At 60.8% G+C, this 14029-nt stretch carries 11 protein-coding genes; 9 read left to right on the plus strand and 2 right to left on the minus strand.

Annotated elements, in window-relative coordinates:
- Nucleotides 1-38: 38 nt before the first annotated feature.
- A complete protein-coding gene (gene pvdQ / locus BW979_RS18405; protein ID WP_076384987.1) occupies nucleotides 39-2387 on the minus strand; it encodes a bifunctional acylase PvdQ in 2349 nt (782 codons plus the stop codon).
- A 267-nt stretch (nucleotides 2388-2654) separates the two neighbouring features.
- Here pvdQ and BW979_RS18410 point away from each other — a divergent pair, with 267 nt between their 5' ends.
- The gene (locus tag BW979_RS18410) at nucleotides 2655-3035 is read left to right on the plus strand and encodes a fe2+ zn2+ uptake regulation protein (RefSeq protein ID WP_047226560.1); all 381 of its coding nucleotides are present in this window, start codon (nucleotides 2655-2657) and stop codon (nucleotides 3033-3035) included.
- A gap of 9 nt (nucleotides 3036-3044) precedes the next feature.
- On the opposite strand, the gene BW979_RS18415 is transcribed toward BW979_RS18410, so the two are convergent.
- Nucleotides 3045-3233, minus strand: coding sequence for a hypothetical protein (locus BW979_RS18415; protein WP_047226561.1), 189 nt, complete (start codon nucleotides 3231-3233; stop codon nucleotides 3045-3047).
- 308 nt (nucleotides 3234-3541) lie between these two features.
- Here BW979_RS18415 and BW979_RS18420 point away from each other — a divergent pair, with 308 nt between their 5' ends.
- The 8 genes from BW979_RS18420 to BW979_RS18455 all read left to right on the plus strand — a co-directional run bounded on the left by BW979_RS18420 (nucleotide 3542) and on the right by BW979_RS18455 (nucleotide 13961).
- The gene (locus BW979_RS18420; protein ID WP_076384989.1) at nucleotides 3542-4777 is read left to right on the plus strand and encodes an MdfA family multidrug efflux MFS transporter; all 1236 of its coding nucleotides are present in this window, start codon (nucleotides 3542-3544) and stop codon (nucleotides 4775-4777) included.
- A 27-nt stretch (nucleotides 4778-4804) separates the two neighbouring features.
- Nucleotides 4805-5932: a LuxE/PaaK family acyltransferase gene (locus BW979_RS18425; protein WP_076384991.1), complete on the plus strand. Its 1128-nt coding sequence runs from the start codon at nucleotides 4805-4807 to the stop codon at nucleotides 5930-5932.
- A gap of 1 nt (nucleotide 5933) precedes the next feature.
- Complete coding sequence (locus BW979_RS18430; RefSeq protein ID WP_076384993.1) at nucleotides 5934-8345, plus strand: acyl-CoA reductase; 2412 nt, start codon at nucleotides 5934-5936, stop codon at nucleotides 8343-8345.
- A 52-nt stretch (nucleotides 8346-8397) separates the two neighbouring features.
- Nucleotides 8398-9672: a phenylacetate--CoA ligase family protein gene (locus BW979_RS18435; RefSeq protein WP_076384995.1), complete on the plus strand. Its 1275-nt coding sequence runs from the start codon at nucleotides 8398-8400 to the stop codon at nucleotides 9670-9672.
- Nucleotides 9669-10613 (plus strand): GNAT family N-acetyltransferase, encoded by a 945-nt coding sequence (locus BW979_RS18440; protein ID WP_076384997.1) that lies wholly within the window; start codon nucleotides 9669-9671, stop codon nucleotides 10611-10613. Before BW979_RS18435 ends, BW979_RS18440 begins: the two co-directional genes overlap by 4 nt.
- A 203-nt stretch (nucleotides 10614-10816) precedes the next feature.
- A complete protein-coding gene (locus BW979_RS18445; protein ID WP_076384999.1) occupies nucleotides 10817-12811 on the plus strand; it encodes a methyl-accepting chemotaxis protein in 1995 nt (664 codons plus the stop codon).
- A 269-nt stretch (nucleotides 12812-13080) separates the two neighbouring features.
- Nucleotides 13081-13527: a DUF411 domain-containing protein gene (locus BW979_RS18450; RefSeq protein ID WP_076385001.1), complete on the plus strand. Its 447-nt coding sequence runs from the start codon at nucleotides 13081-13083 to the stop codon at nucleotides 13525-13527.
- Nucleotides 13527-13961 (plus strand): YqaA family protein, encoded by a 435-nt coding sequence (locus BW979_RS18455; RefSeq protein WP_076385003.1) that lies wholly within the window; start codon nucleotides 13527-13529, stop codon nucleotides 13959-13961. Before BW979_RS18450 ends, BW979_RS18455 begins: the two co-directional genes overlap by 1 nt.
- Nucleotides 13962-14029 lie beyond the last annotated feature (68 nt).

A 14029-nucleotide genomic window follows, 5' to 3' on the forward strand; every position in this document is an offset into this window, starting at 1 on the left:
CCTGATCAGGTCGCGGCTTTTGTGTAAAACAACAGCGATCAGTGCGCGGCCACCCTGCCCGCCTCATCACGCTCACGGATGATCACCGTCTGATAGTGCGGATCGGCTTTGATCTGCTGTTCGGTGAACGGTAGCGCACTCCATTGCTTCTTCGAGAATGCCTGGGTCTGGTCGGCCGAATACGGCGATGCCGGGTCGCTGGAAATGGAAAATGCCAACAGACCTTCAGCCCGAGGTCCTTTGCCATCAAAACTCACCACTTGCAGATAGCTGGTGCCGCTGACCACTTCCCGTTTGCCGTTGGCCCCTGGCACGCTCTGAATCGCGTTATAGATCCCCAGCTCACCGGGGCCGCCGTGGATTGGCGTCTGCCGGCTGCCACTGCTGGCAACCTGGATGTCCTGCCAGCGGCTATCCTTCGGCAATCCGGCGGCCTTCACAGAGGCCTGCGAGGCCAGCATGGCTTGACGCACAGCCTTGTGCACCGGGGCACGCTCAATCGCCAGGCCGTTTGGAGTATGTCGCGGGTCTTGCGGATCGAACGGGACACGCCATGAATCAGGCACCCCCTGCAACTGCGCCATGATGCGCTGGAAATGAATGAAGCCCAATCCGCTGTCCAGGCCAGCGGTTCGATCCCAGACCCTGAGATCGTTGCACACCTGGGTCAACGTCACGGCATCGGCCCCCAGGTCACCGGCACAAAAGCCCAGCAGGTCGGGCATCACCTGATCAGCAAGGTAGACTTGGTCGTCCATGACCATGCGCTGCAAGTCATCGACCTTCACCGGCCCGTCCTTGGCCAGTTGACCCAGCCGCTGCAGAGCAAAACGCGCACGCAGGCCCAGCGGTTGGTCTTGCTGGCTGATCAAGGGCGAATAACCGGACAAGGGTTGTGAAGGGTTGACCATCCAGGCCGAATCGTTGGAATTTTGCACATAATCGCGGCGCAACAACTGCGGTAGCTTGTCGGCGGCGTAAATGCCTTTTTGCACGGCCTCGGGATCGATATCCCAGGCGCATTCGCCGCGTGAGCCGTCCAGTACGATGAGTTGCAGCCCTGCCCGCGGGTCGCTGCAGCGGGCCAACTTGTCGGCATCGACGTTCGGTACCACCGACACGTTCATGTAGAGACTTTGCCCCTGATCGTCCACCGCCAGGGTGTTGACCCATGGAATACCGTGGATCTCATGGACCGCACTCTGCAAGTCCTTGAGCGTGACGGCTTTGTTCATGGCGTACCACTGGGCGAGCACCCGATCATTTTCCCGGTTCGCATCGCGCAGGCTGTAGGCGAACTTGTCATCCCAGTCCAGCCGGCCGGGCCATTGCACGATCGGACCGAACTGCGAGCCGTAGACCACCCGCGAAACGCTCTGCACCTGGCCATCGGGTTGTTTGATGTCCACCGTCACCGTCTGTTGGCTCATCGGTACGGATTGACCATCGAGCAGGTAGCGGGTCGGGTCTTTCGGGTCGAGTTGCAGACGGTACAGCGTGAAATGTTTAGAGGTGTCGACGGTGTGGGTCCAGGCCAGGTGCTGGCTGAAACCGATGTTGATCACGGGCAAGCCTGGCAGGGCCGCGCCCATGACGTCCAGTTTGCCGGGAATGGTCAGGTGCATCTGGTAAAAACGCATGCCCCCCAGCCATGGGAAGTGCGGGTTCGCCAGCAACATCCCACGCCCGTTGAAGGAGCGCTCACTGCCGATGGCGACCGCGTTACTACCACGCTCCAGGGCGAAACGCTGCTGCCGGGTCGCAGCGCCTGCGAAACCTGTCCTCGGCTCGCCAGCGTCCGCCGTCGCTTGTGGCGGCTGAGCGCCCGCCAGGGCTTCGGCGAACTGGCCGACGCCACCTTCCACCAACAGGCGCCGGGTCAGTTTGACCAGGTCCAGCGCGGTGATCGGCCGCACCCACTCACTGGCACATTGCTCGGGCAGGCCGATGGCCTTGCGTTCGGCCAGCGCGCGGTTGAAACCCGCCACATAGCCTTCGACCAGTTGCTGTACTTGAGGCGTCTGGGCTTGCCAGAAACCGGAAACGGCTTGCGGCGTGTTGAGCCAATTGAAAAATACATCGCTGACGCGGTTCTCCCGCTGTTCGAGCGTGACCTGCTCCGGGCCGAAGTAGCGCGAGCGTTGACCATTTACCGTGACGATCTCATTGGCCAGCAGGCATAAATTATCCTCAGCGTACGCATACCCGATGCCGTAGCCCAACCCGCGCTCATCCTGAGCCCGGATATGTGGCACGCCAAAACTGGTGCGGCGGATCTCGGCACTGGCCTGTTCTTTATCACTTTGAGCGCTGGCGACGCAGTTGAACCCCAGGCTCACTGCGAAAAACACACCTGCGAGACCAAACCTCGATAACTGCCCGGACATTCTCACGTTCACTCCTGATCCAATACTTTCTAAAACCAGGACGGCTGCCTGGGAGTTCACATACCGCGTGCCTGGCCGGAATGTGCCTCCCTTGAAAACGAATGGGATGAAAAAAAATTAATGGCCTGGCACCGCCTGACTACGGGCGTTTGATCGCCTCCAGACAAATTTTTCAGCTTTTTGCCTTCATGATTGGCCGCGTTCGTTCGTCCTATTACAGGAGAGTATCCGTGACCTTTTCTGAACAGGCTGGTAAGGAGTTTTTGCATGCATGACGCGCGTCAGCCCATGGAGGGCAAGCCCAGGTCGACCGGCGTTCCGGCGACAGCCACTCACAACCTGTTCGACAGGCCAGCAGAACGAGGTAGCAATGAACACATCAGGCTTTTGCTCAAGAGCTTCGGCCTCAGAACCAGCCTGATTCGCCTCAAGGTCATCGATGCATTGCTCAAGGCCGCCGATGAAAACCGCAGCCTGGGTGTGCGGGGCGTACACAGTCAACTGCTGGGGCTGGACATTCCATTGTCCTTCCTCAGCGTGCGCGAGGTGTTGAAGCGCCTGTGCAGCGAGGGTGTCGTCACCCTTAACCCCGATAAGACCTACAGTTTGCACCGCAAGGCCATGCACGTGCTCCAGGGCGGGGAGTGACGCCTGCGCTCAGGGCTTGACCTTGCGTCGCATCACGCCGTTGATCACGACCACGATGACCGCGACGGCAATCGCGATGTATTGAAACAGCTGCTCGCTGATCATGCCGTTGTTCTGCATCCAGGTCAGTCCCAGCATGATCGCCAGAACCACGAGGACCACCAGAATCGAGTATTTCAAACGTTGCGATTGAGTCATTGCCAATTTCCTGAATGTATCCGCTCTGTATCCCCGTGCTTGCCAGCCCCATACCGTGTTTTGGAAATAGCGGGCAGCAGACGGGGTCTCATGGTACAGCCGAACGGGCGTACTCACGCAACCGAAGCCCATCAGATTAATTACCTGCATCACCACAGAAGTCCGCCCCTGGCGGACTTTTGTCTTACAGAATTAACTCATATTTCTGCCACAAACAAAGGGGAAGACTTCTTTCGGCCCTGAATTCCCCCAACGTATTCTCGAATAAGAGGCGCTTACCTCCTTACCGAAAATCGACGTTGGAAATCATGCAAACCTTGCTGGCAACTCTTTCGCCAATACGATTGACAGGTTTTTGCCTGGCTATCGCTCTTTTCGAACTATTGACTTATCTGGCCAGCGACCTGGTCATGCCGGCCATGCTCGCGGTGACCCGGGAACTGGATGCGCCCGCGGATCAAATCCCCTACGCCTTCAATCTGTATCTATTGGGCGGTGTTCTGCTGCCGTGGCTGATCGGTCCGTTATCCGATCGCTATGGGCGTCGTGCATTCATGCTCGCCGGTTGTGCCGGTTTTGTCCTGGCTTGCGCAGCGATCACCCTGGTCACCCACATGCAGGGATTCAACGGGCTTCGTTTGATCCAGGGTATGGGGCTGGGTTTCGTGATCGCGGTCAGCTACCCGGCCATACAGGAAGTATTCAACGAGTCGGACGCTGTGAAGGTCATGGCGTTGCTGGGCAATCTCGCCCTCCTCTCGCCCTTGCTGGGGCCGCTGCTGGGTGGCTTGCTGCTGCAATGGCTGTCCTGGCGCGAGCTGTTCATGTTGCTGGCAGGCCTGGGGGCAGTGAGCTGGCTGGCCTTATGGACATTCATGCCCCGAAGCCCCGGTCTGGCGCACTCCTGCCCCCGGCAACCGGCCCTGGAGCCGTTCGAACTGCGCACACTCATCAGGCGCTATGGCGCGCTGCTGAGTCACTCCGGCTTCATGGCCGCGTGCGTGGCGCTGGGGTTGATGAGCCTGCCGCTGATTGCCTGGATCGGTCTGTCCCCCCTGTTGCTGATCCAGGACCAGGGCCTGTCGCCCCTGGTCTATGGCCTGTGGCAAATCCCGGTGTTCTCGGGCGTGATCCTTGGCAATCTCCTGCTCAATCACCTGGTGGAGCGGGTGGGCGTGCGCGGGGTATTGCGCTACAGCCTGTGGCCCTTGTCTACCGGCCTCATCGCACTGGTGATCGCCAGCCCGTTCAACCTTGGCGTACCCGCGCTGGTCAGCGGCCTGGCGCTCTACGCCCTGGGGCTGGGCATGGGCAACGCGGCCTTGTATCGATTGGCGCTGTTCGCCAGCGACGACAGCAAAGGGCTGGTCTCGGCCATGGTCGGGATGATTTCCATCGCAGTGATGAGCACCGCCGGCTCACTGCTCGCGCTGCTGGGCGCCGGAACAAGCCTGAACGCCTTTGCCTTGATGGTCGGCATTGCCGGGCTCAGCTGCCTTGTGGCGCTGCGTCTGTTCCTGTCGCAACCGGCCGCTCACGTCTGAAAATCCCCTCCCTTAGGAACGTTACCCATGATTCATTTTCCCCACGCCGAAGCGCTGTGTGCATTGGCGCAGCCTTACGATCCCGATTCGGTACCTGCTGGTCTGTTTGATCGGGCCATGGCCCAAATCAGCCTGTTCCATTGCCACCACACCCCCGGCTACGAACACTGGCTCAACGCCAACGGCCTGGCTGTAGAGGATCTGGAGCATTTGACTGACTGGTCGCGCTTGCCGCCCATCTACGCCAATTACTTCAAACAGCGCTTGTTGCTCAGCCCCACCGGCGAGAACGCGCTAGAGCTGACATCCTCCGGCACCAGCGGCCAGAAAAGCCGCATGCGCTACGACGAGCGCAGCATGGCCGCGGCCCAGGGCATGGTGGCGCGTATCTTTGAACATTACGGCTGGTTCACGCCGGATTCGCCCTGCAACTACCTGTTGTTCAGTCACGAACCGGAGAAGGTCAATCACGTCGGCACCGCTCATACAGACCAGTTCTTGCGCAGCTTCGCGCCGGCCAATCGGATTTTTCATGCGCTGCGGCGCACCGGAAAAGGTCATGAGTTCGATGTCTTTGGCGCGATCCGGGCCCTTCAGGAGTTCGCCGAAGAGGGCCTGCCGGTGCGGATCTTTGGCTTCCCGGCGCTGCTGTGTCATGCGCTTGAGCGCATGCGTGAAACCGCGACGCCGAACCTCAAACTTGCCCCCGACTCCCTGGTATTTCTGGGAGGCGGCTGGAAAAAACAGGCCGCCCAGGAGATCCCCCGCCACGAGGTCTATGAACACATCACCCGGCAACTGGGCATTGAGGCGCACCGCTGCCGCGACGGTTACGGTGCCGTCGAGCACGCCGTGCCGTACATCGAATGTGCGCATCACAGGTTTCATGTGCCGGTCTATTCGAAAGCTTTCATACGTCACCCCTCGAACTTCAGCGTCCAGCCCTTCGGCGAGGCGGGATTGTTGTCGTTCGTCTCGCCTTACATCTCTTCCAGTCCCGCCCATGCCGTGGTGATGAGCGACCTGGCGACCCTGCATCCGGCCAATTGTGAGTGCGGCCTGAACACCCAATGGTTCGAGCTGCACGGCCGGGCCGGCACCAGTGCCAGCCGAAGCTGCGCCATGGCCGCTTCCGAATTGATCAAGGAGAATTGATATGTATCTCATCAATGGCCAACTGCACGCTGATCTGCCCCTCGATACAGCCCTTGAACGCCTGCAGACGCAACTGCCTGCTCTTCTGGACGCACCGCCCCCCAGTGATAGCGTGCTCGATTGTGCGCAGGCGTTCGCACAGATGCTGCGGGCCCCAGAACAAACTCCGCTCCTGGACGACGACCAGCGCCAGGCACTGATCGCCTTCTGCGAACGCAAGCATTTGAGCCGCAAACTCGAACGGGAGCTGGGGGCGGACGCGCGCTCGCTGCGCCGAATCGACTATAGCGATGGCCCTTTCGAAAGCTGGCAACCCCTGGGGCTGGTGGTGCATGTCACCCCCGGCAATGCTCCGCTGCTGGGGTTCTTCGCGGCACTGGAAAGCCTGCTGGCGGGCAACGTCAACTGGCTGCGACCCAGCACGCGCGATGCAGACCTGACGGCGCGGGTGCTGGCGACGTTCCTCGATTGCGACCCAAGCGGCCAGTTGCGCGATTACGTTGCGGTGCTGCCAGTGCCCTACCACGAGTGCCGGCGTCTCTTCGCGCTGGCCCAGGGCGTCAGCGCCTGGGGTGGCGAGACAGCACTCAAGGCCATGCGTGACCAGCTTCCAAGCGGCTGCCGCTGGATCGATTGGGGACATCGCATCAGCTTCGCCTATGTCACGCCGCAAGCCGCCAACGAGCAGGCGCTGGACAGTCTTGTGGATGAGGTCTGCCGCCTCGATCAGCAAGCCTGTTCCAGTCCCCAGTGGCTGTTGGTGGACAGCGACGAGCCGGCTCAGATGCTGGCACTGGGTGAGGCCCTGGCTGACGCATTTGAACGACGCGCCGGACAATGGCCAGCGTTGGAAACCAGTGCAGCCGAAGCGTGCGAGATCACCACCCGCACGGCACTTGCCCGACTCGACCACAGCTTTGCAGGACAAACCGGCCAGATTTGGGAAGGCCACGGCTGGCGCATTATTTGGGAGCATCACCGCGACCTGTTGCCATCGCCACTGTTTCGCACGCTTTTGTTACGACCGGTGCCCCACGGGCTGATCACCGAAACCCTGCTGCCCTGGCGAAACGTGTTGCAGAGCTGCGCGCTGATCTGTGAACCGCAACGGGCGCCTGAACTGGCACGTCGCGTCTTAGCCGCCGGCGTGACCCGCATCTCGGCAACCGCAGACATCCAGCAAGGCTACGAGGGCGAGCCTCACGACGGCGTCTACGCGCTGCAACGATTGAGTCGTCGGGTATCGGTCGGTCTTGAACCTGAGGTCGCCAGTCATCGTGTGACACTGGACGCCCCGCCGACCACGACACCCATTTCACCCTCGACGCCGATCATGGACAAAGCGGCATTCCTGGCGCTGCCTGCCGCACCCGAGGCCCAGTTGTTCTTCCGCTCAGGTGGTAGCAGCGGCGCACCGGTGCTGTCGCCCTACAGCTACCGCGATTTTGATCACCACATGCGGGCCGCCGCCGACGGACTGCGCGCGGCCGGCCTGGATCCGGCGAAGGATCGGGTCATGAACCTGTTTTATGGCGGCAACCTCTACGGCGGCTTCTTCAGTTTCTCGAAAATACTGGAGCACATGAACGCCGTGCATTACCCCATGGGCGCGACGTCAGATGCGGACTTCGAAGAGATCGCACGGATGATCGTCGCTCACAAGGTCAATACCCTGGTGGGCATGCCAAGTACCTTGCAGCGCCTGTTTTCCAGCCAGCAAGAAACCCTTCAAGGCTACGGCGGCGTGCGCAAAGTCATGCTGGGCGGCGAGCACCTGGGGCCAGGCTGCCGTCAGTTGCTTGAGGACTGCGGCGTGACAAGTATTCGCTCAGCCATCTATGGCAGCGTCGACGCGGGTCCCCTTGGCCATGCCTGCACTGCCAGCGGCGAGGGTGTATTCCACCTCATGGAGGACATTCAACACCTGGAGATCGTCCAGCTGGAACTGGACGCTCCGGTCGCGTCGGGGGAAACCGGACGGCTGCTGTTCACTTCGCGCAGACGCCAAGCGCAGCCCCTTCACCGCTACGAAGTTGGTGATTGCGGGCGCTGGCTCACCGCTCCCTGCCCGTGTGGCCTGGAGTCACCCCGGTTCGAGTTGCGCCAGCGCCACGGCGCCCTGATACGCATCGTGACGTACCTGATCAATACCCACGAGCTGGCTGAGCAGGCACAAACGGCCATTCAGATCGTACTCGATTACCACAGCAGCGGCTGCGAACGCCTATTGATTCGCGCCGATGGCAATGCACAAACGGTCCGGAGCCAGGTCATGGGCCTCGAACTGCTGTCCACGCTGGTGGAGTCCGAAATGCTCGTACTGGACGTGCAATCCTGTCCGGCGACAAGTTTCGAACATAACAAACACAGCGGCAAAGTACCGCTGGTGATTGATCGCAGACTCACCGCTTGATTGTTTTCCCGTGTAATTGAATAAGCGGACGTTAGAGTCCGAGAGAACCCTGATGAGCACCTCTTTACCATTCGAACAATGGCTCGCCCATATTCGTACGCATTCAACGTTCTACCGCAAGTCTTTACGGCATTTACCCGCGCAGAATTGCGCTCTGGAGGATGTCCCCATTGTCGACGTCGCCGACTATTGGGCCGGCAGTCATGACCTGGACAATTGGGACGTGCTGACCGACAAAATAGAAGACGCGCTGATCTACAAAACCGGCGGCACGACCAGTCAGGGGAAACTGTCGGTGTACACCCGCGCTGAATGGCAGCGGATGCTCAACTGCTTCGGTCAGAGCCTGGCAGCACAACTGAGGGCTGGTGATCGAATCGCCAACCTGTTCTTTTCCGGAGACCTGTACGCCAGTTTCCTGTTCATTCATGGCGCCCTTGGCAAAGTCGATGTAGCCATCACCGAATTCCCGTTCACCGGGGCGGTGGATCTCGACGTGCTGACCGAGGCGGTGACCGGCCACCGCATCAATGTGCTGGCCGGTGTGCCTGCGCACCTGCTGGCGTTTGCCGACCATTTGGATCAACAGGGACGAACGCTGCCCGGCATCACCACCGTGCTGTTCGGCGGAGAAAACCTGTTCGACAGCCAGTTGCCCGCGTTGCAGCGCGCCTTCCCACAGGCACGCTTCGCCTCCATCGGCTATGCCAGCGTCGACGCCGGGCTGGTGGGCGCCAGCGCACCGGACTGCAACCTGGGCGAGCACCGCGTGTTCGGCGAACAGATACGGGTAGAGATCATCGATGAACTGAGCGGTGAGGTCATCCAGGCGTGCGATCGGCCCGGCAATCTGGTGGTGACCAACCTCACCCGGACCCTGATGCCCATCGTGCGGTATCCGGTGGGCGACCGAGCGTGCTGGCGCGAGCCGGTTGGCACCCCGCGACGCAAGTTCGCGCTTCAGGGCCGCAGCGCGAAAAGCCAGCGAGTGCGGGTAGGCGTTTTCTCGCTGTTTTCGCAGGAAATCAGCGACATCATCCGCAGCATTGGCGGTGACCTTCAGTGGCAATTGATCATCGAGCACGCACAGAACAACGACCGCGTGTTGCTCAAGTGGGTGCCTGGCGGGCAAACCCAGGCTTGCCAGTCACTCTCCAACACATTGAAAGCTGCTTTGACCAAACAGTATCCGGGTATCGACCAACTCGACCTGCACGTCCAGGCCTGCGGCCTGCAAGCGTTGGAACGCCATCCACGCTCTGGCAAGCACCTGTCGATCATCGACCGCCGCACCTATGCTCCGTTGACAGCGAGGCACGCCGGATGAGCAGCGTGGTCATCCGACCGTTCAGGCCCACGGATGGCGTCGGAACCAGCGAATTGTTCCGCCGGGTTTACGGCGATCACTACGTCTCACCAGACGTCTACCTGCCACACATGATTGGCCTGCACAACCTGCTGAACCGTTGGCACTCCATGGTCGCCGTGGAGGATGACCGCGTGGTCGGCCATGCCGCACTGTGTCGGCAGACGGCCGATGGTGAAGACGCGGAACTGGCCCTGATCGCGGTGGATCCCGCGGTGCAGGGCGGCCAGATTGCGACGTGTCTGGGGCAGAAATTACTCGACAGCTGCCAGGACCTCGGGCTTGCCAGGCTGTCGATCAAGCAAGTCACCAGCCATTGCTACAGCCAGCGTCTGGCACAACGCCTGGGGTTCCATGACACCGGGCTGCTGCCTGACCATGTGCCCTCACCTTTCGCCACGGTCCACGCCGAAACCATCGTGGTCGGCAGCCAGGTGGTCAGCGGCCATCGCCGCCCGCTGCCGCACCTTAAATGGCCCGCGGCATGCCAATGGCTGACGCAACCCTTGGCATCGCTGTTTGGTACCTCGCTCGAGGCGCCATCGCCTTCGGTACAGCCTTTTCAAATCCGACAGCTGCCCGGAAGAATCGACATTGTGGCCGGGTACATAGGCCTTCGCCTGGCCGGGCAACTGCTGCGCTTGCCGGCCCATTGGTCACTTTCAGTGCGACTCGGACTGCGTCAGCAATTCGCCGACGATTACCAACGATTGATGGACGCCGGATTCATCTTCACCGGGATCATGCCTGCCGAAGGCGACCCCGGTTGGCAGGCGCTGTTTCACCGTGGCGCCCTGGATCGCCCGCTCACCTTGCATTCGGAGCCGATGCAACGGCTCCACGAACAAGTGCAAGCCCAAGGGCACATCTGGAGAAGCGCCCAGGCAGGTTCGGCGGCGTAAAAACGGAGTTTTCGGCGCTGTGGCCACGCAAAAAAGTCGCGCTGAAATGCTGGAAGATCGCGGCGTTCACGCTGCGATCTTTCCCGATCAGCGGTAATGTTTGCTATGTGGGCACCCCTCAAGCTGTCCAGCGACGGGCCGATAAAAATAAGTCAGGCCATTGCGCCAACTCCCGAAAGACGCCTTCGAGCAAGGATTCCCACATGCCCGCATTTCGCACCATTCAGGCGCGCTACACGCTGTTCCTGATTTCATTCATCCTGCTGTTGTCCATCCTGACCGTCGTGGGTATCAGCTATCTCGTCGCGCCCAAACTGCGCCACACCGAAGAGCAAGTGGCGCTTAATCGCATCAGCGAAGTGGCCGAGCAGATCCAGGGGGAATTGAACAAGGTCCAGGCGCAGCAACGCAGCATCACCCAGACCATCCCGCTGCTCGACAGCGATGCCATAGACAGGGTCCTGCCTGGCTTGGTGGATCAGTACGGCGAGCTGAAAGTCTTTGGTGGCGGGATCTGGCCGCTGCCTAATCAGCGGGCCGAAGGGCGTAGCAAATTCAGCACGTTCTGGCACCGCGACGCCTCGGGCAAACTGGTGGTCAATACCTTCTGGAACAGCGACGCGGCGCCAAATTATTACGATCAACCCTGGCACAAGGGCGGCATGGCCACACCCGCCGGCAAGTGCGCCTGGGCCGCCGCCTATAAAGACGACGCCAGCGCTGAGCCGCGGACCAACTGCGCCATGTCCATCCAGAAGAACGGCGCGCCTTATGGCGTTTCCACCATCGACGTGACCCTGGGCTTCTTCAATGAGCTGGTGGCACGCAAGGAAGCCGAGCTGAGCGCCGAGATGCTGATCGTGGAAGGCGATGGCAAGATCATCAGCAACAGTTCGCGCATCAGCGGCCCCATCGTGCTGAAGAACATCAGCGAACTGGCGGCAACCTCGCCCTTCGCCGCACAGGTCAAGGCCGGCCTGGCCCAGCGAGACCAACCGTTGCAGCGGGTCGAATTTGATAACAAGGGTGAGGCCAGTACCTTTTTCATGCGGCCTATCGAAGGTTCGCCGTGGTTCCTGGCTACCGCCTTGCCAACCCGCCTGATCACCGCCCAGCGCGACGATGTACTGAGCACGTTAAGCCTGCTGCAGATCCCGATGGTGATCCTGCTGGTGTTGATGCAGTTGTACGCGATCCGTCAGTTGACCAACCGCATGAAGACACTCAAGAGCAACATCGATGCGCTGTCCACCGGCGATGCCGACCTGACCCGGCGCATCACCATCCGCGCCGAGGATGAACTGGGGGCGATCGGTCATTCGGTCAACGGCTTCATCGTTTACCTGCAAAACATGATCGGCGAAGTCACCCAGGCGACCGGCGCCATGGCGACAAGCCTGGACAACCTGCAACGGACCTCAGCCCACACCAGCGAAATCCTGATGCGCCACGCCTCGGAAACCGACCAGACCGTCACGGCCATCACCGAGATGAGTTCCACCGCCGAAAGCGTCGCGCAGAACGCCGCCGAAACCGCTGCGTTCACCCAACGCGCCAATGAACATGCCGACCATTCTCGGGTGGTTGTCGCAGAGGCGTCCAACAGTGTGGTGGCCTTGATCGATGAAGTCGCCAGTGCTACCCGCAAAGTCGAAAGCATGCAGCAGGACGCTCAACGCATCACCGAGATTCTCGGCGTAATCGGCGCCATTGCCGGGCAGACCAACTTGCTGGCCCTTAACGCCGCCATCGAAGCCGCCCGGGCCGGTGAGCAGGGTCGAGGCTTCGCAGTGGTGGCCGATGAGGTACGCGCCCTCGCCGCCCGCACCCAGGCCAGCACCTCGGAAATCAACGGAATGCTGACGCGCTTGACCCAGGGCGTGAGTTCATCGGTTTCGGCCATGGAAAACACCCAGGCCAGCTGCCAGTCGGCCGCCGACGCCACGTCCAGAGTCAATTCAGGACTGGATGAAATGGCCGGTTCCGTCAGCCAGATCAACAGCCTGAGCACTCAGATCGCCACCGCTGCCGAACAGCAGAGCGCCGTGACCGAGGAAATCAATCGCAGCATGGTGCAGATCCGCCATATGGTGGAAGAGCTGGTGGAAAGTGGCCTGGCCAGCGAGAACAACACCCGCCAGTTGCTGGAAGCCAACAGCCGGGTGAATGCGATCATGGGGCGGTTCAAGGTGCGCTGAAACGCCCCAGGCTGTTTGCATATGAACCTGAGGGAGCGAGCCTGCATGCGATGACGGCGGCAAGGTCGACACTGGCCAAGCTGAACCACCGCGATCGCGAGCAGGCTCGCTCCCGCAGGGTTCTGCGGTGGCGGGTGAATTTGCGCCGAACTTCGAATCAGCATCGCCCCCAACCTGACAACTCTGTAATCCGCCCCTCAGCCCACTGTCAGCTCACGCTCGCTACTCTGTTATCCTCCTCCCAAACTGTTCGACACGAGACTGTCCCCATGGCCAATCCCCTGCACCTGCTCGCCCTGAGCGCGTTTTTTGTCACCACCCTGGCCCAGGCCGCCGAACCGATCACCATTGACGTACACCGCGATGCCAATTGCGGTTGCTGTAAAAAATGGATTTCACATCTGCAAGAAAACGGCTTCAAGGTCAACGACCATGTTGAAACCGACATGAGTTCAGTCAAACAACGCCTGGGTGTTGCGCCCAACCTGCGCTCCTGCCACACAGCCCAGATCAATGGCAAATTCGTTGAGGGGCATGTCCCGGCCGACCAGGTCCTGGCGTTGAGCAAACGGAACGACCTGCTCGGTGTGGCCGCGCCTGGCATGCCCATGGGTTCGCCCGGTATGGAAACGGACGGCATGAGTGATGCGTATCAGGTGATCGGCCTGAAAAGCGACGGGACGCAAACCGTGGTGGCGGATTACCCGGCCCATTGATGGGCGAGGCTTACATCGGCTTGTTCCTGGCGGCATTCGGTGCCGCCACCTTGTTACCGCTGCAATCCGAAGCACTGCTGGTTGGGCTGTTGCTCAGCGAACGCTATGAAACCTGGCTGTTGCTGGGGGTCGCCACCGTGGGCAACGTACTGGGCTCGCTGGTGAACTGGTGGCTGGGCACACGCCTGGAGCAGTTCAAGGATCGGCGCTGGTTTCCGGTCAGTCCGGCCCATCTGGACAAGGCCCGCGTGCATTATCAGCGTTATGGGCGTTGGTCGCTGCTGCTCAGTTGGATGCCCATCATCGGCGATCCACTGACCTTGGTGGCGGGCGTGATGGGCGAGCCGTGGCGGCGCTTTGTGTTGATCGTGACCCTGGCCAAAGGGTTGCGTTATGGCGCACTCGCCCTCGCGACCCTGGGCTGGATGGGTTGAACGTTCGCGACTTTGGGTTGCCTGTGGTTAATGTCGCCATAATCGGGCCACGCCAGGATCGGCCGGAT

Origin of the sequence: Pseudomonas sp. A214, from assembly GCF_900156295.1 — a bacterium.
Lineage (GTDB): Bacteria > Pseudomonadota > Gammaproteobacteria > Pseudomonadales > Pseudomonadaceae > Aquipseudomonas > Aquipseudomonas rhizophila.

Coding starts and splice junctions, on each gene's coding strand:
- pvdQ (WP_076384987.1), bottom strand. CDS start 2,387: ATGTCCGGGCAGTTATCGAGGTTTGGTCTCGCAGGTGTGTTTTTCGCA.
- BW979_RS18410 (WP_047226560.1), top strand. CDS start 2,655: ATGCATGACGCGCGTCAGCCCATGGAGGGCAAGCCCAGGTCGACCGGC.
- BW979_RS18415 (WP_047226561.1), bottom strand. CDS start 3,233: ATGACTCAATCGCAACGTTTGAAATACTCGATTCTGGTGGTCCTCGTG.
- BW979_RS18420 (WP_076384989.1), top strand. CDS start 3,542: ATGCAAACCTTGCTGGCAACTCTTTCGCCAATACGATTGACAGGTTTT.
- BW979_RS18425 (WP_076384991.1), top strand. CDS start 4,805: ATGATTCATTTTCCCCACGCCGAAGCGCTGTGTGCATTGGCGCAGCCT.
- BW979_RS18430 (WP_076384993.1), top strand. CDS start 5,934: ATGTATCTCATCAATGGCCAACTGCACGCTGATCTGCCCCTCGATACA.
- BW979_RS18435 (WP_076384995.1), top strand. CDS start 8,398: ATGAGCACCTCTTTACCATTCGAACAATGGCTCGCCCATATTCGTACG.
- BW979_RS18440 (WP_076384997.1), top strand. CDS start 9,669: ATGAGCAGCGTGGTCATCCGACCGTTCAGGCCCACGGATGGCGTCGGA.
- BW979_RS18445 (WP_076384999.1), top strand. CDS start 10,817: ATGCCCGCATTTCGCACCATTCAGGCGCGCTACACGCTGTTCCTGATT.
- BW979_RS18450 (WP_076385001.1), top strand. CDS start 13,081: ATGGCCAATCCCCTGCACCTGCTCGCCCTGAGCGCGTTTTTTGTCACC.
- BW979_RS18455 (WP_076385003.1), top strand. CDS start 13,527: ATGGGCGAGGCTTACATCGGCTTGTTCCTGGCGGCATTCGGTGCCGCC.